At 65.5% G+C, this 19,815-nt stretch carries 20 protein-coding genes and 1 pseudogene; 7 read left to right on the forward strand and 14 right to left on the reverse strand.

Going from position 1 to position 19,815, the window contains the following annotated elements; genetic code table 11:
• Positions 1-13 precede the first annotated feature (13 nt).
• The 5 genes from ACIGJG_RS14830 to ACIGJG_RS14850 form a co-directional block, all read right to left on the reverse strand.
• Positions 14-991 carry an AAA family ATPase gene (locus ACIGJG_RS14830; RefSeq protein ID WP_011299037.1) on the reverse strand — a complete coding sequence of 326 codons (978 nt, stop codon included), beginning with the start codon at positions 989-991 and terminating at the stop codon, positions 14-16.
• Entirely contained in the window at positions 988-3,618 is a 2,631-nt protein-coding gene (locus ACIGJG_RS14835) for a fused MFS/spermidine synthase (RefSeq protein ID WP_483672472.1), read from the reverse strand. The genes ACIGJG_RS14830 and ACIGJG_RS14835 overlap by 4 nt, the downstream gene beginning before the upstream one ends.
• A 57-nt stretch (positions 3,619-3,675) precedes the next feature.
• Positions 3,676-5,430 (reverse strand): arylsulfatase, encoded by a 1,755-nt coding sequence (locus ACIGJG_RS14840; RefSeq protein ID WP_245001886.1) that lies wholly within the window; start codon positions 5,428-5,430, stop codon positions 3,676-3,678.
• 54 nt (positions 5,431-5,484) lie between these two features.
• Positions 5,485-6,579 carry an HAD family hydrolase gene (locus ACIGJG_RS14845; protein WP_483672473.1) on the reverse strand — a complete coding sequence of 365 codons (1,095 nt, stop codon included), beginning with the start codon at positions 6,577-6,579 and terminating at the stop codon, positions 5,485-5,487.
• A gap of 65 nt (positions 6,580-6,644) precedes the next feature.
• Entirely contained in the window at positions 6,645-7,874 is a 1,230-nt protein-coding gene (locus ACIGJG_RS14850) for a formylglycine-generating enzyme family protein (protein ID WP_483672474.1), read from the reverse strand.
• Between the two features lie 265 nt (positions 7,875-8,139).
• Between ACIGJG_RS14850 and ACIGJG_RS14855 the strand changes: the two genes are divergently transcribed.
• The gene (locus ACIGJG_RS14855) at positions 8,140-8,538 is read left to right on the forward strand and encodes a nuclear transport factor 2 family protein (RefSeq protein ID WP_220631043.1); all 399 of its coding nucleotides are present in this window, start codon (positions 8,140-8,142) and stop codon (positions 8,536-8,538) included.
• Here the strand turns inward: ACIGJG_RS14855 and ACIGJG_RS14860 are convergent.
• The 3 genes and pseudogenes from ACIGJG_RS14860 to ACIGJG_RS14870 all read right to left on the reverse strand — a co-directional run.
• A complete protein-coding gene (locus tag ACIGJG_RS14860) occupies positions 8,507-8,866 on the reverse strand; it encodes a hypothetical protein (protein ID WP_011299043.1) in 360 nt (119 codons plus the stop codon). The genes ACIGJG_RS14855 and ACIGJG_RS14860 overlap by 32 nt on opposite strands.
• Positions 8,867-8,930: 64 nt before the next feature.
• Entirely contained in the window at positions 8,931-9,116 is a 186-nt protein-coding gene (locus tag ACIGJG_RS14865; protein ID WP_041679708.1) for a diguanylate cyclase, read from the reverse strand.
• Positions 9,117-9,183: 67 nt separating this feature from the next.
• A pseudogene (locus ACIGJG_RS14870) lies at positions 9,184-9,258 on the reverse strand (hypothetical protein); the annotation flags it as partial.
• A 181-nt stretch (positions 9,259-9,439) separates the two neighbouring features.
• On the opposite strand from ACIGJG_RS14870, the gene ACIGJG_RS14875 reads away from it, so the two are divergent.
• Together ACIGJG_RS14875 and ACIGJG_RS14880 are read left to right on the forward strand one after the other, a co-directional pair.
• The gene (locus ACIGJG_RS14875; protein WP_011299044.1) at positions 9,440-9,715 is read left to right on the forward strand and encodes a hypothetical protein; all 276 of its coding nucleotides are present in this window, start codon (positions 9,440-9,442) and stop codon (positions 9,713-9,715) included.
• A 186-nt stretch (positions 9,716-9,901) separates the two neighbouring features.
• Positions 9,902-11,041, forward strand: a complete 1,140-nt coding sequence (locus tag ACIGJG_RS14880) for an AI-2E family transporter (protein WP_011299045.1) — start codon at positions 9,902-9,904, stop codon at positions 11,039-11,041.
• A 14-nt stretch (positions 11,042-11,055) separates the two neighbouring features.
• On the opposite strand, the gene ACIGJG_RS14885 is transcribed toward ACIGJG_RS14880, so the two are convergent.
• Positions 11,056-11,619 (reverse strand): ferritin-like domain-containing protein, encoded by a 564-nt coding sequence (locus ACIGJG_RS14885; RefSeq protein ID WP_011299046.1) that lies wholly within the window; start codon positions 11,617-11,619, stop codon positions 11,056-11,058.
• Positions 11,620-12,257: 638 nt separating this feature from the next.
• Positions 12,258-12,689, reverse strand: a complete 432-nt coding sequence (locus tag ACIGJG_RS14890; RefSeq protein ID WP_483672476.1) for a helix-turn-helix domain-containing protein — start codon at positions 12,687-12,689, stop codon at positions 12,258-12,260.
• An 80-nt stretch (positions 12,690-12,769) separates the two neighbouring features.
• On the opposite strand from ACIGJG_RS14890, the gene ACIGJG_RS14895 reads away from it, so the two are divergent.
• From ACIGJG_RS14895 to ACIGJG_RS14910, 4 genes are all read left to right on the forward strand, one after another.
• Positions 12,770-13,273, forward strand: a complete 504-nt coding sequence (locus ACIGJG_RS14895; RefSeq protein ID WP_011299048.1) for a DUF2938 domain-containing protein — start codon at positions 12,770-12,772, stop codon at positions 13,271-13,273.
• Between the two features lie 47 nt (positions 13,274-13,320).
• Complete coding sequence (locus ACIGJG_RS14900; protein ID WP_011299049.1) at positions 13,321-13,881, forward strand: flavodoxin family protein; 561 nt, start codon at positions 13,321-13,323, stop codon at positions 13,879-13,881.
• A 34-nt stretch (positions 13,882-13,915) separates the two neighbouring features.
• On the forward strand, positions 13,916-14,146 hold the full coding sequence (locus tag ACIGJG_RS14905) for a DUF2798 domain-containing protein (protein ID WP_011299050.1): 231 nt from the start codon (positions 13,916-13,918) through the stop codon (positions 14,144-14,146).
• A gap of 165 nt (positions 14,147-14,311) precedes the next feature.
• Positions 14,312-15,607, forward strand: coding sequence for a cation:proton antiporter (locus tag ACIGJG_RS14910; protein ID WP_011299051.1), 1,296 nt, complete (start codon positions 14,312-14,314; stop codon positions 15,605-15,607).
• 24 nt (positions 15,608-15,631) lie between these two features.
• Here ACIGJG_RS14910 and ACIGJG_RS14915 read toward each other — a convergent pair whose 3' ends face one another.
• From ACIGJG_RS14915 to ACIGJG_RS14930, 4 genes are all read right to left on the reverse strand, one after another.
• Complete coding sequence (locus ACIGJG_RS14915; protein ID WP_483672477.1) at positions 15,632-16,447, reverse strand: enoyl-CoA hydratase/isomerase family protein; 816 nt, start codon at positions 16,445-16,447, stop codon at positions 15,632-15,634.
• Positions 16,444-17,679, reverse strand: a complete 1,236-nt coding sequence (locus ACIGJG_RS14920; protein ID WP_483672478.1) for a CaiB/BaiF CoA transferase family protein — start codon at positions 17,677-17,679, stop codon at positions 16,444-16,446. The genes ACIGJG_RS14915 and ACIGJG_RS14920 overlap by 4 nt, the downstream gene beginning before the upstream one ends.
• 59 nt (positions 17,680-17,738) lie before the next feature.
• Complete coding sequence (locus ACIGJG_RS14925) at positions 17,739-18,710, reverse strand: Bug family tripartite tricarboxylate transporter substrate binding protein (RefSeq protein ID WP_483672479.1); 972 nt, start codon at positions 18,708-18,710, stop codon at positions 17,739-17,741.
• A gap of 66 nt (positions 18,711-18,776) precedes the next feature.
• Positions 18,777-19,715, reverse strand: a complete 939-nt coding sequence (locus tag ACIGJG_RS14930; protein ID WP_483672480.1) for a LysR family transcriptional regulator — start codon at positions 19,713-19,715, stop codon at positions 18,777-18,779.
• Between the last annotated feature and the right edge of the window lie 100 nt (positions 19,716-19,815).

Here is a 19,815-nt window from a genome sequence, read left to right on the forward strand (position 1 = left end):
CGCGCCCGCCGCATCAGGCCACGGCCACCTGCTGCACGAGGCGATCGATCACGGCATCGGCACTGACGCCGGCCGCGTGCGCCTCATACGACAGGATCAGGCGATGGCGGAATACTTCATGCACGACGGCCTGGACGTCCTCGGGCGAGACGAAGTCATGGCCACGCAACCAGGCATAGGCGCGTGCAACCTTGTCCAGCCCGATCGAGCCACGCGGGCTCACGCCGACCTGAATCCATCGATCCAGCTCGTCGTCCACGGCCTTCGGCTCGCGCGTGGCGTGTACCAGCGCGACCATGTAGCGTGCCACCGCATCGCTGACATGGATGCCGTGGATCTCGGCACGCGCGGCGAAGATGACTTCGGGGGCCAGCCGCTGCGCAGCCGCGCCCTGCGCGTTCGACGCCGCGCCGGATTCTTCGGCCCGCGCCAGCGCCACGATCTGCGCCTCGGCATCCGCGGCGGGATAGGTCACGTTCACGTGCATCAGGAAGCGATCCATCTGCGCCTCGGGCAGCGGGTATGTCCCTTCCTGCTCGATCGGGTTCTGCGTGGCCATGACGAGGAACAGCGGGTCGAGCTTGTGCGTCGTGCCGCCCACGGTGACCTGGCGCTCTTCCATCGCTTCAAGCAGCGCCGCTTGCACCTTCGCCGGAGAGCGGTTCACTTCATCCGCCAGCACCAGGTTGGCGAAGATCGGGCCAGCCTGGAAGCGGAACTCGCCCTTGCCGCCCTCGCTGTAGTACACCTCGGACCCGGTGATGTCGGCCGGCAGCAAATCCGGCGTGAACTGGATGCGCGACAGCTTCGCCTCCAGGTTGCGCGCGAGCACCTTGATCGCGCGCGTCTTGGCCAGCCCTGGTAGCCCTTCCACCAGCAGGTGGCCATCGGCCAGCAGGCCAAGCAACAGGCGCTCGACCATATGCTGCTGGCCGACGATGGACTCGCCCATCCGCTGCTGCAGCGCCAGCACGTCGTCACGGGTGCTCATTGGGGATTCCTCGATGGGGCGGCGGCGCGGCGGCCACCGCCGAACCAGGCGTAGTACGGATTGTCGGGATCGGTGCGCATCACCTTGTTCATATGCAGCGCCCAGGCCTCGCGGTCACCGTAGTAGGCGTCGAGACCGGCCGTGTAGAAGGTGTGCAGCGTTTCGCGTTCGAGTCCGATGTCGGAGATCAGCGCCGCGTCGGCCTCCGCCAGCGGCGGCTCAGTCTGCAGCGTCAGCAGCCGCTGCAGGACCAGCGGAAACTCCGTGCGCCGCACCCAGCCCGCGTATTCGATGCGAGGATGGTCGTCGGTCACGGCGGGCGCATCGCCCGCGTAGCGCTCCAGGCCTTCCCGGCCGGTCACCCAGGTCGCGAGCAATGCAGCCGTCGACGTCACGCCCACCGCGCGCAGTGCCGCCGACACCTCGGGCTCGGCAAAACGCTGGCGGATGCGCTCCGGATCCAGCTTGATCGGCGACATCGAGCCGACCAGCATCATCTCGTGCAACTCGGTGGTCCACAACGTCGCATGCGGAAACACGTCGAGGAAGCTGCGCACCAGCGCACGCGTGTCCTCGTCGTTCTGCGTGGGCAGCGGCAGCCATTGCGCGACCAGCCCGCCCGGCTGCAGGCGCGCCGCCGCCAGCTTGTAGAAATCGGTCGAGTACAGGCTAACCACGCCCGCGGCCGAAGGCGGGGGTGGCTCCAGCGTGATCAGGTCGTAGCGTTGTTCGCTCTGCAGCAGTTCGCGCCGGCCATCGCGCAGCCGGATATCGACACGCTTGTCGCCGGCCACGTTGTAGTTGCCCTGGAACTGGGGCACCGCGCGCAGCACGGGTGGCAGCAGCTCTGCGACGACGCGATGTTCAAGGCCCGGATACGGCAGCGTGGCGCCGGCCGTGATGCCCGTGCCCAGACCGATCACCAGCACCGAACGCGGCGTGCCGCCATGCACGATCAGCGGCAGCAGCGCCTGCAGGCGCATGTAGCGCAGAGACGTCATGGTGTCGCCGGAGTTGGACACGCCCTGGATATAGAGCCGATTGAACGTGTGGGTCGCAGATGCCTGCTTCACCACCGCTACAGTCGCGCCGCGGCCTTCCTCGTAGAACGCAATCTCGCCACCGCGTGCGCGTGCGAGCAGCGTGGCGAGCCGGTCCGCGGGCGCCAGCGCCGCGGCGATCACGGCGAGCAATGCCACCATCGGCACCGCCCAACGTGCGAGCTTGTGCACGCCAGAGCCGAGTGCCACCGCGATCACGCCAACGATGCCGGCACCGACGGCCAACAGCGACAGTGCGTGCACAAGCCCGATGCGCGGCACCAGCACAAACCCCGCCACAGCCGTCCCCGCGATACCACCCAGCGTATTGAGCGCGACCACCGCACCCACGCCAGAGCCAAGCCGGTGGTTGTCCACGCCGACGCGCAACACGAACGGGAATGCGGCCCCCAGCAGCAGCGTCGGCACGAACACCACGCACAGCGCCGCCACCGCGAAGCTCGCGCATGCGGCAGCCAGACCGTTCGACGTGGCGGACTGCACCCACGCCGATACCGCGGCTTGCGCGAGCAGCAGCCACTCCCCGAGTACGACGATTTCCAGCAGTGCGACGAGCCCGGCCGCGGCGATCAGCATCGCGAATGCGCCCCACGGATCGCGTACGCGATCGGCGCGGCGCGCGGCCAGCGCGCTGCCGATCGCCAGCCCGGCCAGATACGTGGCCAGCACCACCGTGAACGCAAACGTGCGCGTGCTGATGAACTGCACGATCGCTTGCGACCAGACCACTTCATAGCCGAGCGCGATGCCGCCCGCTGCGGCATAGAGCACGAGCGCGAGCCGGCCACCACCGGCATCTCGCGCCGGCTGTGCAGATGCGGGCACCGGGTCCGCCGCCGACGCTTCTGTTGCTACGGCTCGCGATGCCATGGCAAACGCGGCGATCGCTGCGACGCCGTTGAGCGTGGCCGCGGCCAGCGCACTGCCCGTGATGCCGAGCCACGGAATCAGCACGAAGCCCGCCAGCAGCGTGCCGGCAATGGCGCCCGTGGTATTGGCGGCATACAAGCGCCCGCCGTGCGTGCCGACCTGCCCCGCACGCGACGCCAGCACGCGCATCAAGACTGGCAGCGTGCCGCCCATGGCTGCAGCCGGCAGTATCACCAGCACGAACGGCAATGCCCAGGCCAGCAGGCCTACACGACTTTCGAGCCATGCGAACGGCGCAGCGGATCGTGCCAGCAACAGCGTGGCGCCAATCGCCAGCACGAGCACGCCGATTTCGAGCCACGCATACAGCCGCAACGGCCTCGCATGGCGGTCAGCGACGCGGCCGAACAGCCAGCCGCCGAGCGCCAGCCCGGCAAAGAACGCGCTCACGGCCGTGGTCACGGCGTGCACATCCACCCCGACCACGAGCGCAAGCTGCTTGATCCAGAGAACCTGGTAAATCAGTCCGGCCGCGCCGGACGCGAAAAGCAACAGGGCAGGTGCCAGCAAGGCGCCGTGTTGCGCCAGTTGACCCTGCCCTGCCTGCACGGCGGCGCCTTGCGTACGCCGTGATTTGCCCGATCTGTGCCGCGCTTGCTGTTTGCCGGCGTCCGTGCCGGCATGCGCTTCTCTCATGTCGCGATCCTGTGAAGCGGTTGGCCGGGACAGCCCGGCCAACCATTGCTGCTGGAATTACTTCCCGGCCCCGGCAGCCCCCTTGTCAATGGACTTCATCACCGCCTCCGTCATCTGGTCGATCGTGAAGCTCGCCGGACGCTGGCTGGGCGGGTAGTCCTTGAACGTCTGGAGGAACGGTGCGACCCGCGATGACGCGTAGCCGATCATGTAGGCGTTTTTCGCCGTCCAGTCATAGTACTGATCGGAGACGATATCCGCACGCTCATACGGGTCCATGCGGAGGTTGAACGCCTTTGGCACGCGCAGGCAGGTAAAGGGATTCGCCCATACCTCGAAGCCGCCCGGGTGTCGCTGCTCGCAGAACACAAATTTCCAGTCGTTGTGGCGCATGGCGACCAGCACGCCGTCATCGTTGAAATAGAAGAAGTCCTGGCGCGGTCCGACATTAGTCTGTCCGGTCAGGTATGGCAGGAAGTTATAGCCGTCGAGGTGCACCTTGAAGGACTTGCCGCCAATGCTCGCGCCCTTGAGCAGCCGGTCCTTGATGTCGCCATCGCCAGCCGCCGCAAGCAGCGTCGGGAACCAGTCGAGGCCGGACATCATGGTCGTTGACACCGTGCCAGGCTTGATCCTGCCCGGCCAGCGCACCATTGCAGGCACGCGGAACGCACCTTCCCAGTTGGTGTCCTTCTCGCTGCGGAACGGCGTTGTTGCGGCGTCCGGCCAGGACCACTGGTTCGGCCCGTTGTCGGTCGTGTAAATAACGATAGTGTTGTCGGCAACCTTCAGGTCGTCGAGCGACTTGAGCAGCTTGCCGACATCGCCATCATGTTCGAGCATGCCGTCCGCATAATCGTTACCGGGCATGCCGCTCTGTCCGCGCATCGACTCGCGCACGTGCGTGAACGCGTGCATGCGCGTGGTATTCATCCACACGAAGAACGGCTTGTCGGCCTTGACCTGCTTCTCCATGAAGCCGATCGCCGCCGCCGTGGTTTCGTCATCGATGGTCTCCATGCGCTTGCGGTTCAGCGGACCGGTATCTTCGATCTTGCCGTCGGCGTACGTATGGAGCACGCCACGCGGCGCGTTTGCCTTGACCCATGCCGTATCGTTCTTCGGGTAGTACGGACGCTCGGGTTCCTCTTCCGCGTTCAAGTGGTAGAGGTTGCCGAAGAACTCGTCGAAGCCGTGCGCGGTCGGCAGGTACTCGTTGCGGTCGCCCAGGTGATTCTTGCCAAACTGGCCGGTCGCATAGCCGAGCGGCTTGAGCGCCTGTGCGATCGTCACGTTCTGCGCCTGCAGACCGACCGGTGCGCCGGGAATGCCGACCTTCAGCAGACCGGTGCGCAAGCCAACCTCACCGGTAATGAACGTGGAGCGGCCTGCCGTGCAGCTGTTCTCGCCGTAGTAGTCGGTGAGCATCATGCCTTCATTGGCGATGCGGTCGATGTTGGGCGTGCGATAGCCCACCACGCCGTGACTGTAGGCGCTGATGTTGGTCTGCCCGATGTCATCGCCGAAGATGACGAGGATGTTCGGCTTCTTGCCGGACGACGAGGTAGCCGCCAGCGCCGGCGCCGATGCCGCGTCAACTGGCGCACTGGCCGCCACGGGCGGGTTTTCCTTTGCAGGCACCGGAGCCTGCGCCACAGGCGCGGGCGCGGGCGCCTGTGCCGCTGGCTGCTGTTCCTTGGGCGGCGTTTCCTTCTTGCCGCAGCCCGCCAACGTGAACACGGCGGCGGCCATGGCCAGCATCACCAGCCTGGTGCCCCTTCCTCTGCTACTGCCTTCTTCAACTCGGTGCATGTCCTGCCTCCGTTTGTCGACCCATGATTGCCAGCTTCGTGCTGCTGTTGAACGTCACGGCTTGCCGGCCGGATAGACCTGCAGCCAGTCCTGCTTCATGCTGACTACCGTCCAGCCCTTGGCCCGGGCCGCGTCGAGCGCCTTGTCGAGTTTGCCGACCCTGGACTGCCGGTCATAGGCAAACTCGCGCTCGGCGTCGTCGTGGTGCACCAGCACGGCCAGCCGCAGGCCTTCGCCGCCCGCGGTGTACTCCAGCATCTGCAGGTCGCCGTCCGAATTGCCCACGGCGAGAATGGGGCGCCGCCCGATATGGCGGTAGATGCCGACTGGCTTGCCGGGTCCGTCATCGATGAATTCCAGCTTCGGTTCTCGCACGAGCACTGGTTTGCCGTCGCGCAGCGTGTACTTGACCGCCTGCGAGGAACCGATCACCTGCTCGGGTGGAATGCCGTAGATCTTTTCTGTCCAGGGGCGCATGAAATCGATGGTGCCGCCCGAGACGATGTAGGTCTTGAAGCCGTTGGCACGCAGGTAGGACAGCAGCTCCACTTGCGGCTGGTAAACCAGTTCGGTGTATGGACGCTGCAGCTTCGGGTGCTTCGCCTGCGCGAGCCACGTGCGGATCGTGCGGTCATACTCATCGACCGTCATGCCGCTGTTGGCCGCGGCGATCAGCGCGAGCAACTGTTTCTCGTTGCGCATCAGGGCCTGCATGTCGTTGGCCATCAGCGCCTTGAAGGCTGGATTGCTCTTCCACTCGGAATGCTGCGGTGCGGCGGCCTTGACCTGATCCAGCAGGAAGAAGAACTGGAAGTAGAGCGGCTGCTCGCTCCACAGCGTGCCGTCGTTGTCGAACACGGCAACGCGGTCGGCCGGCGCGACAAAGGTGGGCGAACCAGGACGCGTGGTATCCGCCACGAACTTCAGCAATGCCTGCCGCGCCGGCGCGTCGCGCCATGACGGCAGCGCTTGCGCAGCGGCCTGCGGCGACTGCGCGGACTGAGCAATTGGCTCCGCCGCGGCGCCTTCGGTCGGTGCCGCGCATCCGCCGAGAGTGCCGCCCGCAAACGTCAGTGCGGCCAGGCACAGGGCGGCCAGCGCCGGGCTCAGCCGGTTGCGGGCCGGCGGCCTGGGTGTGGAGGGGTGCATCGCGCGCGCTCCTGTTGTTGGAAAACGGTTCGAAAGCAGAACAAGCAGAACGAGCCGAACAACGGCTATCGCGCCATGGCCACTGGCTGCTGCTTTCGCATTTCGGCCCAGCGGCTGTCGTCCATCACCAGACGGAAGCCGAGATGCGACATGCTGTTGTACGGATCGGTGCCGCGCCGCGCGCTGGGCCGGTAGCTCAGGCAGTAATCCTCATTGCAGAGAAACGACCCGCCGCGCGTGACGCGCTTGGGCGCGCCGACGGGCACGCCAGGCTCGCTCGGATCCCATGACGCCAGCGGGCCAGGAGGATCGTCGACCAGCTTGCCCTGCGCAGCCTCTCGCCGGAACTGGTCGGCGCGGTACCAGTCCGCGACCCACTGCCACGCATTGCCAGTCATGTCATAGAGGCCGTAGCCGTTGGCCGGAAACGTGCCGACCGGGCTCGTGCCGAGCGCGCCGCCAGCCTTCGGGCTGATCACGGGGAACGGCTGCCCCTGCTGGCCCTGCCAGACATTGGCCATCTGTTTGCCATCGGGCGCGAACTTCTCGCCCCACGCGTAGGTGGCCTGCTCCAGCCCGCCGCGCGCGGCGAACTCCCACTCGGCTTCGGTCGGCAGACGCTTGCCTGCCCACTTGGCATAGGCCTGCGCGTCTTCATAGGAGACCTGCACAACCGGGTGATTGTCCTTGCCCTCGATCGACGTACCCGGCCCGCCCGGATGGCGCCAGTCCGCACCCGGGACGTAGCGCCACCAGCGCGAATAGTCCTGCAGCGGCACGGGCCGCGACGTGCCCACGAACACCATGGCGCCCGCGACCATTGCACTGGCGGGCGGGCGTGGCGTACCGGGCGGCAGTTGGACTTTCAGCGTTTCCCAGTCAGGCGATTTCTCGGCCGTGGTGACATAGCCGGTCGCCTCGACGAACTTGCGGAACTCGGCATTGGTGACATGGTGCTGGTCCATCCAGAAGCCGTGGATGCGCACCTTGTGCGCGGGCTTCTCGTTGGCCTGCGCCATCTTGCTGTCGCTGCCCATGAGGAATTCGCCGCCGGGCACATGGACCATGCCGGCCGGGCCACGCGTGCCATCGCCAACGACCACGCCCTGCCCTTGCTGACCGTGCCTGCCGTGCTGGAACCACCAGGTCGCACCGAAGCCCGCCGCCACACCGGTGCATACCAGCATGGCGACGATGGCGCCGCGCCAGCGGCCCGGCCGATCAGCGACCGTTGCCGCAACGCCTTCCGCCTGCGCCATGCCTGTGGCGGAATTCCGGCGCTCCTTGCTGCCCATGACTCTTCCTCCGCAATGCATAAGTGGTGCGTAGACCGCACCCCGAAGCTATCGTTACAGAAGGAAAAGCGAAACGGAATTGAGTTTTCTCGGGTGGTGATTTTAGATATTTCGCATCGACTAACCGCAGGTCATCTGCGGCTGGGCGGGATCCGTGTCTTCCCCCGAATGCCGTGCACCGGCATTTTTGTATACAATATTGGAATACAATAACGGACCTGAACTGTCCGGGCCGCGCCCGGCGACCCTTGGAAAGGAGGAAACCATGACATCCCGCGAAGCCAGCCTGACGCCGCAATACGCTGCCGCCCTGGAACCTGTCGAGAACTACCTGAAAGGTCACGCGACCGGCAACGGCGAGTACATCCGCAAGGCGTTCCACCCTGACGCCCGCATCATCTCTTTTCGCGACGGCGTGCACTACAGCCTGACCGTCGACGACTTCATTGCCGCGCGATTTCATGGCGAGCCAGCCGCTGACGAAGCCCAGCGCAAGCGTTTCATCACGCAGTTCGATGTCACGGGCAATGCCGGCGCGGCCAAGGTGGTGCTGCAGTATCCGGGGGTGACGTTTACCGACTACTTCACGTTGCTGGAGATCAACGGCGTGTGGGGCATCGCCAACAAGACCTTCAGCGCTGCGACGCAGCCGGAAGCCAGGTAACGGTCGCCATCCGCGCGCTGCTGGTGCGCGACTCCGCGCCGGACAGGCGTGCCTTGAGTTCGTCGCGCTCGCTGAAGCGTGGCGCGGCGAGCCACGCGCTGAGTTCGTCGCGCCAGTTTTCCCACGCGTTCTCGTCGAAATCGAATTCCTCGTCGAGCCGCCCGCGGTCGCGCAGATAGAAGCCTGACACGCGCATGCCATCCCAGTAGGCGACAGCCACATCGGCAAAATCGGCCGTGGTGCCGGCGGGCATGTCGCGCAGCAGCATCGCCAGGGTTGCCTTCAGCTCCTTGAATGCCTTGTGCGCCTTGAAATCGTCGGTGGGCATGGCGGGCTCCGCTGGAGGGTGAGACGATGCTGACAGCGTGCTCCTGTTCGCAGGCCGCGTCAAATCACCCGTGCGCTACCACACGGTTCCTGCCTCGCTCCTTGGCCGCGTAGAGTCTGTGGTCCGCCGGGGCGGCCTGCGCATCGAGGCTGTCGCATGCGTCCGTCACCAGCTCCGCGACGCCGATCGATACCGTATAGCGGATCTCCCGCCCCGGCGAGCCAAATCGCAACAGTGTCGCGTCCCGCATGCACACAAGCGGCAATCGCCAGACGCAGACGCCCGGCGATCTCCGCCGCATCCTCGGGAGTGGTATCGGGCAGCAGCACGCAGAACTCCTCGTCACTAACACGCGCCACCATGTCTTGCGGCCGCACCGCGGCCTTGCTCACTGTAGCCAGGTGCTTGAGCAACTCGTCGCCGGCGGCATGACCAGGGAGTCCCGGACGCGAGTCCTAGAGCAAGTCCTGGTGCAAGTCCTTGTGCTTGCCGCTGACACGTTCGTCGCCAAGAATGAATGAAGCACCGCTTATCCCTCAGGATTCCCTTGGATCCGATCAGGAGTCGACGACCATGCCAGAAGCCAGCATCACCGCACATCTCCCCACCGTGGACATCGAGTTCACGCGACGCAACGCGCCCGAGCAGAATGCCGAACTGATATCCGTGCTGATCCGGGCAACGCCATCCTTCGCGGCCATGGAGCACTGGCTTGCGCAATATCCGCCGCTGCCTTTCGAAGAAGTCGTCCAATGGTGGGCGGACATGGTGCGCGCGACATGGCAACCGTGGCTGGCGCTCAATCCCGCCTTCTCGCTGCTGCTGCCGTACCACGAGCGGGATGCATAGTCGCTGTCCCGGCAAAAGCAGATCATCGGGCACATTCACGGCAGCCGCGGATTGCGGCCAGTGACCGCTGCTGCGCTTGTTCCGGCACTCCGCCTGACCTAGACTGAATGCGGCGTTCTGCGCCGTGCACTTTCCGCGGCCGCCCGCGCAGCCAGCGACCGGCCGCGCCCTGCAAGGAGACAGGCGATGCTGCAAACATCCATTTCCGAGCGGGCGCTGTCCCGCGGGCTGCTCGATGTCCTGATCCGCGCGGGGCTAATCGCCACGCTCGTCATCTTCTGCTTCGAGATCTTCCACCCGTTCTTCGACCTGGTGGTCTGGGCGCTGATCCTCGCGGTCACTATCTACCCGCTGCAAGTCAGGCTGCGCGGCCGGCTGGGACTCAGCGAGGGCCACATCGCCACGTTGATTGTCCTGCTTTCTATCGCCATCATCCTGGTGCCTGCCTACCTGCTGGGCGTCGCCGTGTTCGAGTCGGTGGAACGCGCCATCGACGTCGTCAAGGACGGCAGACTCAGCATCCCCCAGCCGGCGGAGTCCGTCGCCAGCTGGCCGCTGGTGGGCCAGCAGCTCTATGCCTTCTGGCAACAGGCGGCTACCGACCTGAGCGGCCTGCTGATGAAAGTCGCGCCGCAGCTGAAGGGGTTCAGCGTCGGCTTGCTGGCCAAGCTGGCAGGCCTTGGCACGGGATTGCTGGTGTTCGTGTTTGCGCTGATCATCGCAGGCATCATCATGGCCTACGGCGAGATGGGGTCGCGCAGCGCCGAGCGGATCGCCTCGCGCATCGTCGGGCCTGACCGCGGCCTACGCATCGTGGAATTGTGCACCGCGACCATTCGTGCCGTGGCGCAGGGCGTGGTCGGCATCGCCTTCATCCAGATGATGCTGATCGGCGTGGCCTTCATCGTCAAGGACATTCCGGGCGCCGGGCTGCTGGCGCTTGCCGTCCTGCTGCTTGGCATCATGCAACTGCCGGCGACGCTGATCACAGTACCGGTGATTGTTTATGTCTTCGCCACCGAGGGCACCACCTTCGCGACGATCGTCTTCTCGATCTATGTGTTCGTCGCCGGCCTCGCCGACAACGTGCTCAAGCCGCTGCTGCTCGGGCGCGGCGTGGACGTGCCGATGCCAGTGGTGCTGATCGGCGCGCTCGGCGGGATGGTCAGCGGCGGCATCATCGGCCTGTTCATCGGCCCGGTGATGCTGGCGGTCGGCTACCGTCTGTTCTGGCTTTGGGTTGACGAACCCGCCGCCACGGTCGAAGTCGTGACACCCGAGCCGAACGAGGCGCTGTCGCCGGCAGCGCCCCCTCGCGTCAGCTGAAACCCTTCGCGGTCTCAGCGTTCCGAGCCCTGGCGGGCCAACAGGTCCGCCATGTCGTCGGCGTGCTCTTCCTCTACCGCGAGGATCTCTTCCATCATGCGCCGCGACGTCGGGTCGCGGTCGCCAAGGAACTTGACGATCTCGCGATAGCTGTCGATCGCGATGCGCTCGGCGACAAGATCTTCGCGAATCATGTCGGTCAGCGTCTTGCCTTCGACATACTCGGCGTGTGAACGGCTGGTCAGCCCGTCGGGCGCAAAGTCTGGCTCGCCACCGAGCTGCACGATGCGCTCGGCAATCTTGTCGGCATGCCCCTGCTCTTCATTCGAGTGCGCAAGGAATTCCTCCGCCACACTCTTCGAGTTCGGTCCCTGCGCCATGAAGTAGTGGCGCCGGTAGCGCAGCGTGCAGACGATCTCTGTCGCGAGCGCGTCATTCAACAGCTTGAGTACGGTATCGCGCTCCGCGGAATAGCCGGCCGTCACCGCACCGTCGTCGATATGCTTGCGCGCACGCTCGCGCAGGGTTTTTACGTCGGTGAGGAATGGGGTTGTCGTTGTCGTCGTTGTCGTCGTCATCACGGGCTCCTGAGCGGACGGCGCGCGGGGAGACGAGCCATCCGGGGGTGGGATGGGTATGTGACGCGAGAAGCGTGCCAGACCAGGCACGGGCACATGGGCTAGCGCGGGAGCGCTAGTGTGGCGGCAGGGCGACGTTTCAGCGTGAAAAAAATGCACGGTACCGGGGGTGGTGGACGACGAGAAATTTCAAACGACCACGACATCAAGCACCACGAAAACCTATACCCCTTCTGACCGAACATCTGTGCCTCGCGGCCATCCATGTCCTTGATTCCGCCGTTGACAACAAGGCCGCTGCCGCGCCGCGCTTCGATGCGATGCATGCGCGACGGCATCGGGTCCGTTCACCGGACTGCGGCTCGCGCCACATTCGAACCTCAGAGGGAAGCCAGTTTCTTTGGCGGAAAACGCCAGCCTGTTGCATGCATGCAATGCCGCTATGCCAACAGCGTCGGAATCTTCTGAATCGGACGGACCTTTGACCTGCCTTTAAGTCCTGCAGCACCCGTCTCCCTACGATCGGTCGGCCTTAAGGCTCAGATGACGAAGCAATAGTCGTGTGGAAATGGAGCAGGAACGCAATGCGCCATCCTGCTCCCGGCGTGGTACTCCGCAATCCAATACCTTGCGAAGCGCTACTTGGCCCGCCGCTTCAACTCCACATTCACCAGCCCTTTCCCCATCGCGCCAGACGACGCGGCCTTGAGCAGCTTGCGAAAGGTCGGGCATTCGGCATGGCTAGGCGCAGGACAAGCCGCCGCATGCCGCAGACCGTGGCTCATCGCGCGGAGCCGCTTGATCAGCGCGTCGATCTCGTCAGCCTTCTCCACCAGCATCTGCCTGTCGATGTTCGGCTGCCCGTCTGGCGAGAACATCGACCGAATCTCTTCCAGCGAGAGCCCCGCAGCCTGCCCGAGCGAGATCAACGCGAGCTGATCCACCACGTTATCGGCAAAGCTGCGCCGTGCGCCCTGCGGCCCCAGCGACACGATCAGCCCCATCTTCTCGTAGTAGCGCAGTGTCGAGGCGGGCACGCCCGTGCGCTTTGCGACTTCCGCGATATCCATCCGAACACCCTTGACTTGAAGTTGACTTCAACTTCTATAGTGGCCACATCGCTTCCGCAAGTCAAACAAAAGGGCCCCTCATGACTCGCCTGCCAGATATCGCAACCGCCACTGCCATCGTTGCCACAGGAATCGGCGCCACCGCCTTCATGGACGTCTGGCTGACGTTCCTCAAACGGATGGGCGTTCCGACGCTGAACTTCGCGTTCATCGGGCGATGGGTCGGACATCTCTTTCACGGCACGTTTGCGCATGCCTCCATCGGGAAGGCAAGACCGATTCGCGGCGAACGCTCGCTGGGCTGGGTGACCCACTACGCAATCGGCATCGCGTTCGCGGCGTTGCTTGTCGCGATCCAGGGAATCGGCTGGATGCGTCATCCAACGGTGCTGCCCGCAGTGCTTATCGGCATGGTCACCGTCGCCGCACCGTTGTTCGTCATGCAACCGGCGATGGGCTCCGGCTTCGCCGCCTCGCGCACGCCGACGCCGCTCAGGAATTGCCTGCGCAGCGTCGCCAATCACACCGTGTTCGGATTCGGCCTGTACCTCTCAGCGCTCGTTGTCGCATGTATCGGGCAATGAACGGTGCTTGCTTCGATCGACGCATAACGCCACCTGGAAACCACATCATGAAGAAGCTAGCCATCATCTATCACAGCGCCCACGGCCACACCAGGCACATTGCGTCCTGTGTGCGCCAGGGCGCCGCGAGTGTCGCCGATACCGAGGCGCAATTGCTGAATGCGGAGGACCTTGCCGGAGCGCCCGACACACTGCTTGGCTATGACGCCTACATTCTAGGCTCGCCCACCTATCTCGGCGGCGTCTCCGGTCCCTTCAAGTCTTTCATGGACGCCACCGGCCGCTTGTGGCGAACGCAGCAGCTCAAGGGCAAGCTAGCGGCCGGCTTCACGGTGTCGTCGCTGCCCGCGGGCGACAAGCAATCCACGCTGATGTCGATGTTCGTGTTCTGCATGCAGCACGGCATGCTGTGGGTCGGCAATCCGATCCTGCCGGAGCAGCATGCCGGTGTCCCTTACGACGACGCCGCCAACCGGCTCGGATCATGGTCGGGCCTGATGGCACAGTCCGATCACTCCGCGCCGGCGGACGGATTCGGTGCGGGAGATGTGAAGACCGCCCGGATGTTCGGCAGGAACTTCGCGGAAACGCTGCACCGCATCCTTTGACCATGTCCAGTAAATGGAACCGCGAGGTACTCAGATGATCCCCAGCAAATACGCGCCGCAGTTGTTCAGTCTCGTGCTGTCAGGACTCATGTCCCTGATTGTTGCGGGCATCTCCACCTATCGCGCTGTCGGGTTGGTGCCGGACTTCGCCGGTATCTGGGCCGGTACGTGGCTCACGGCATGGATCGTCGCATTCCCGGCCGTGCTGGTGGTCACGCCGGTTGCACGGCGGGCGGTGCAGATACTGGTGGTGAAGGAGTCATGACGAGATCGCAGCAGCCACGCGGCGACGCTCCGGCGCGCCGCACCGGCTCGGAGTCTGCCCACGTCAAGCCCGCATGACGGAATAACCCATTTCCAGATTCGACAAGAACATAGCGGACAGGCCGCTTGTCAGACAGCGTACGCCACCTGACGCTTGCGTCCCCGCATGGAACCCTCTGTCGAACTCACACTGCGCATCGGCTGTCTGCTGGCCGTGATCGCGGCCTGCAATGTTGCCGCAATCAAGCTGCGGTTGCCCGATGCGCTCACGCTCACCGCTGCCGGTCTCGCGCTTGGCACGGGCTTGCTGATCACCAGCACCGTGGCCCCGACATTTACTGCGCAGACCATCCAGCCCTTTCTGTCTCCGTCGCTGCGGCCCGAAGGCTATCTCTGGATCTTTCTGCCTCCGATTCTCTTCCAGGCCGCGCTGGAGGCCGATGCAGGCGCGATGGCACGGGACCTGCTCCCCATCCTGGTTCTGGCGATCGGCGCGGTGTTCGCTGCGACACTGCTGGTGGGCGTCACGGCGCATGCGATTTCCGGCGCGAACCTGGCGGTTTGCCTGCTGGTCGGAGCCATTGTCAGCACCACGGATCCGTCGGCCGTGATCGACCTGTTCCGCAGTAGTGGCGTGCCTGCGCGCATGGTGCGGCTGGTGGAGGGCGAGAGCCTGCTGAATGATGCAGCGGCGATTACGCTCGCGTCGCACCTGATGGCGCGCATCGTTGGCCAGCCGGCGCACGCCATGACAGGCTCGGTCCTGGGCGACCTGTTTGGCTCGCTGTTTGCCGGCGGGCTACTCGGCGCGCTCGCGGGTGCGTTGCTGGCGCGCGCGTGCCGGGCCATTCCCGCTGCGCCGCTGTCGCGCTTCACGCTATCTCTGGCCCTGCCGAATCTGCTCTATCCGATCGCCGACCTGTGGCTGCATGTGTCGGGCGTGGTGACGGTGGTGTCGGCCGGGCTGACCGCCGGCACGTTGTTGCGGCGCTCCAGCACACCCGAGGAACACGCGATATTCCGCCACTTGTGGCGCAGCATGGGTGGCATGGCGGGCGGCATGGTCTTCCTGCTCGCGGCGATGCACGTGCCTGACTTGCTGCGCGGGCTGCGTGGATCCGACCTGTGGCTGATCCTCGGTGTGCTGGTCGCGGCCCTGTTCAGCCGCTGGGCCGTGCTTGGCTCCAGCCTGCCGCTGCTGAGCCGCCTCGGCATGTGCGCGCCGCTGCCGCGCGCGCACCGGCTGGCCATCACGTGGGGCGGTGTGCGCGGCCCCGTGACACTCGTCCTGGCCCTATGCGCCGCGCAGGCAACAAGTTTGCCGCCGGAGGCAAGGCATCTGGCCTCCGTGGTGGCCGTCGGCTTTGTCCTGGTCAACCTGACCTGCAACGGGCTGACGCTGCGGCCGCTGGTGCGCCGGCTGGGAATTGGCGGCGACGTCAATGCAGGGAATCATGCCTGACACATGAGCGCGCACGACCGCCGTTCAGCGTCCCTGCCACTTCGGTGGCCGGCGATTCACGAACGCATCGACGCCCTCATGGAAGTCATTGCTGCCGTAGCAGCGGCGCACCAGATCATCGGTGTCGGGCACTGACTCGACGGTCTGCCTGCGCAGCGCCTCCTTGACGACGCTCTGCGTGACGAGCGCCAGCGCGCCAAGGCGGTCGCATAGCGCGGCCACCTCTGCATCCAGCGTCTCGGCCGGATACACGCCTTCCAGAAAGCCACACACCAGCGCCGCCTCGGCATCGAGTATCTGCGCCAGCAGCAGCATGCGCCGCACCGGCTGGAGGCCCCACGCCGCGCGTAGCTTGGCAAGGTTCTGCGCCGACAATGTATTGCCGAGCGTCTTTGCGATCGGCACGCCAAAGCGGGCTCTGGGCGTCGCCACCCGGAAATCACAGGCCGTGGCGATGGCCAGTCCACCGCCAACCGCCCAGCCTTCAATCACCGCGACTGTCGGCATCGGCAACTGCTCGACCAGTTGGATGCCTTCGTCGATGCGCGCCTCGTAGGCAACCCCGTCATCGCCGTCCGAGAACTGCTGGAATTGGGCGATGTCCGTGCCCGCAACAAAGGCCTCGCCGCCTGCGCCTCGCAGTACAACCACGCGAGCGCCCGCGTTGCCATCGGCAGAAAGCGCGCGGCAGTGCGTGGCGAGTTGCTCGTACATCGCCCACGTCATCGCATTGCGTGCCGCGGGGCGGTCGAATGTCAGGGTCGCGACTGGTCCCTGCATTGTCAGCGTGACGCGCCCCTCGGCAGGGACGTCGCCTTCCGGAGACCGTGCGGTGCTCATGCGCCAAACGCGCCGGCTGCCGCCAGCGACTGCTGTTGATCCTTCGAAAGGCCAAGCTCCGCCAGGACTTCCTCCGTATGCTGACCCAGCAACGGTGGCGGTCGCCTGACCTGCTGCGGCGTGCCGCCCATCTTAACGGCGAAGCCAATATTGGGCACCTTGCCTTCGATCGGGTGATCGATCTCGATACGCATCTGGCGGTGCTTGCCGTGCTCGCTGTCGAACGCCTGCGGATACGTCAGGATCGGCCCGGCCGGGATACCGACTTCGAGCAGGTGCTCGATCCAGTAGTCGCAGCCCTGCTGCGCGAAGCTTTCCTCCAGCGCGGAAATCAGCGCCTTGCGGTTGTTCAGCCGCAGCGCCACGGTCGCAAAGCGCTCGTCCGCGAGGAGGTCGGGCCGGTCGATGGTCTTGCACAGCAACTGCCACAGCTTCTGGTTGGTGGCGCCCATCACGAAGTAGCCATCGGCGGCTTTCATGGCCTGGTACGGCGCGCTCATGCGGTTGGCCGTGCCCAGCGGCTCGGGTTCGCGGCCCGTGCCCCAGTATTCGCACGTGTCCCACACCGAAAAGGCCAGTGCGGAATCGAACAGCGAAGCATCGACGTACTGCCCTTTTCCTGTCGCCTTGGCCCCGATGTACGCGGACAGCATGCCGTAAGTGGCAAACAGCGCGCAGCCAATGTCGGCCACCGGCACACCGGCCTTCACGGGCGCGCCGCCCGGGTAGCCGGTCACGCTCATGACGCCCGACATGGCCTGCGCCATCAGGTCGAAGCCGGGCCGCGTGGCCCACGGGCCGCTCTGCCCGAAGCCGGAGATGCTGCAGTAGACGAGCTTCGGATTGATCTTGCTAAGCGTCTCGTAATCGATGCCGAGGCGTTTCATCACGCCCGGCCGGTAATTCTCGACGAGGATGTCGGCGGTTTCCGCCAGCCGGTACAGCACCTCGCGCCCCGATTCCGTCTTCAGGTCCAGCGTGACGCTGCGCTTGTTGCGGTTCATGTTGAGGAAGCCCATGCTGTCCGGGCCCTTCATCTTGAAGCCCATCGAGCCGCGCGTCTGGTCGCCGCCCTCTGGCGGTTCGATCTTGATCACGTCGGCGCCAAGGTCGGCCAGCAGCATGCACGCGTAGGGGCCGGCCATGACCTGGCTGACGTCGAGCACGCGCACGCCGGCCAGCGGCAAGGGGCGAGCGGAGTCCTGAACGCAGGTATCGCTGAAATCTGTCATCGGGTACTTCCTGGATAGAGGAATAGAGTGGCGTGCGTCGGTGCGGCGGCGACCGGCCATCAGGCCTCGGCCTTCACGCCAGCGTCCTTCACGACCTTGGCCCATTTGCTCGACTCGGACGCAATGAAGGCGGCGAACTGCTGGCTCGATCCGCCGGAGTCCTCGGCGCCGAAACTCTTGAGACGCTCGACCACGTCAGGCATGTCCAGCACGCGGTTGACGTCCTCGTTCATGCGCTGCACCAGCGCGGGCGACATGCCCTTAGGGCCCACGAGCCCGTACCACGATGCCGCGTCAAGGCCAGGAAAGCCCGACTCCGCCAGCGTCGGCACATTGGGATGGCTGGCCGCGCGCTTCAGGCGCGTCTGCGCGATGGCAATCACCTTGCCCTGCTGGATGAACGGCGTGGCGGCGGTCATCGTGTCGAAGGCATAGTCGATCTGGCCGCCCATCAGGTCGGCCACCAGCGGGCCCGAACCCTTGTACGGCACGTGCACCACATCGAGCTTGGCCTGCATCCGGAACATCTCCAGCGCCAGATGCTGCGCCGAGCCGATGCCGGACGAACCGAAAGAAATCTTGCCCGGCTTCTGCCGGCACAGCGCCACGATGTCCGACACGGTGCGCACCTTCTGCTCGGGGCGGCAAGTCAGCATATTGGGCGTGACGCCAACCATCGAGATCGGCGAGAAGTCAGTGCGCGGGTCGTACTTGACGTCGAGCAATGCGGGAGCGATGGCGTGGCTGTTCACGTGCGCCATCAACAGCGTGGTGCCGTCAGGCGGCTGCTTGGCCACATAGGCAGCGGCGATCGCGCCGGTCGCACCGGGCTTGTTCTCGACCAGCACGCTGGTGTTCCACATGGCGCCGAGCTTCTGCCCGATCACGCGCGCCAGCACGTCCGTGCCGCCGCCCGGGGCAAAGCCGACTACGATCCGCACCGGCCCGTGCACGTCAGAGGCCGCCGCGCGCACCAGCCCGGGCACCGCCAATCCGGCCGCAGCCGCGAGAATGAATTGCCTGCGCTGCATTGCGTGTCTCCGTCCTGATAGTTTTATGGAGTCCATGATGCGCAATGCCTTCACCGCGGGCTATCGCTATTTGGGTGATTCAGGTTTCGCGTTCTGCGCAAGCACCGCCACCACGCTCTGCGCGGCCGAGGACAACGCGCCGTGAGGCCGATGGCACAGCACAAACTGCCGCTCCGCCCAATCCCCGGCGATGGGCAGCCGCGCAAAGCGGCTGCCACCGGCAACCTCGCGCGCGATGGCCTCCGGCATCACCCCGCCTCCGAGGTTCTGCGCCACCAGCGCGGCGATGCTATCGAAGCCCCCGACCCGCATGCGCATGCGTAGCACGCGACCGGCCTCCTCTGCCAGCCGCTCCAGCCCGATCGAGATCGCCGAGCTTTCGCCGAGCACGATCAGATCGCAGTCCAGCACATCCTCCGTCGTCACCTGCTTGCGGCGCGCCAGCCCGTGTCCGCGCGCAACGACCAGCACCAGCCGATCGGCGCGATACGGCTCCGTCGGCATGTCGACCACGCCGAGGCTGCCTTCATAGATGCCGATATCCACGGTTCCCCGTCGCAGCGATTGCTGGACTTCCTGGCTGTTCATCTCCTGGAGATCGATGCGGACGCCAGGACAGGCGGCGGCACAGCGCTGGATATCGAACGGGAGAAACTGGATCACCGCGGACTTCGGCGCCGCCACGCGCACCACCCCCAGGTCGCCGCCGACGAACGAAGACGCATCGTCCTGCATGCGCTGGACGGTGTGGGTGATACCACGCGCGTGGGCCAGCAAGGCTCGGCCGGCCTCGGTCAAAGCCATGCCGTGCGGAAGCCGTTCGAAAAGCGAAACCCCGAGCTGGGATTCCAGTTCGAGGATGCGGCGGGAAGCGGCGGCAGCGGCCAGGTGCAGGCGCTCGGCGCCGCGGGTGATGCTGCCCTGGTCTGCTACGGCGATGAAGAGCTGGATGGTGGTGAGGTCGAAATGCAGGCGGGAAGAGCGTGAGGGGGCGGTGGACGTCACGATGGTCTGCGCTCGAGTGGGCGCCGTTGGGAAGCGAACTGCCTGTTCCGGGAGAGAAAACGTGCAGCGCCTGGAGCTGCCGTGGTGTTGTGGCCCGATT

The sequence above is a fragment of the Cupriavidus sp. C1SS-2L genome, assembly GCF_057073735.1.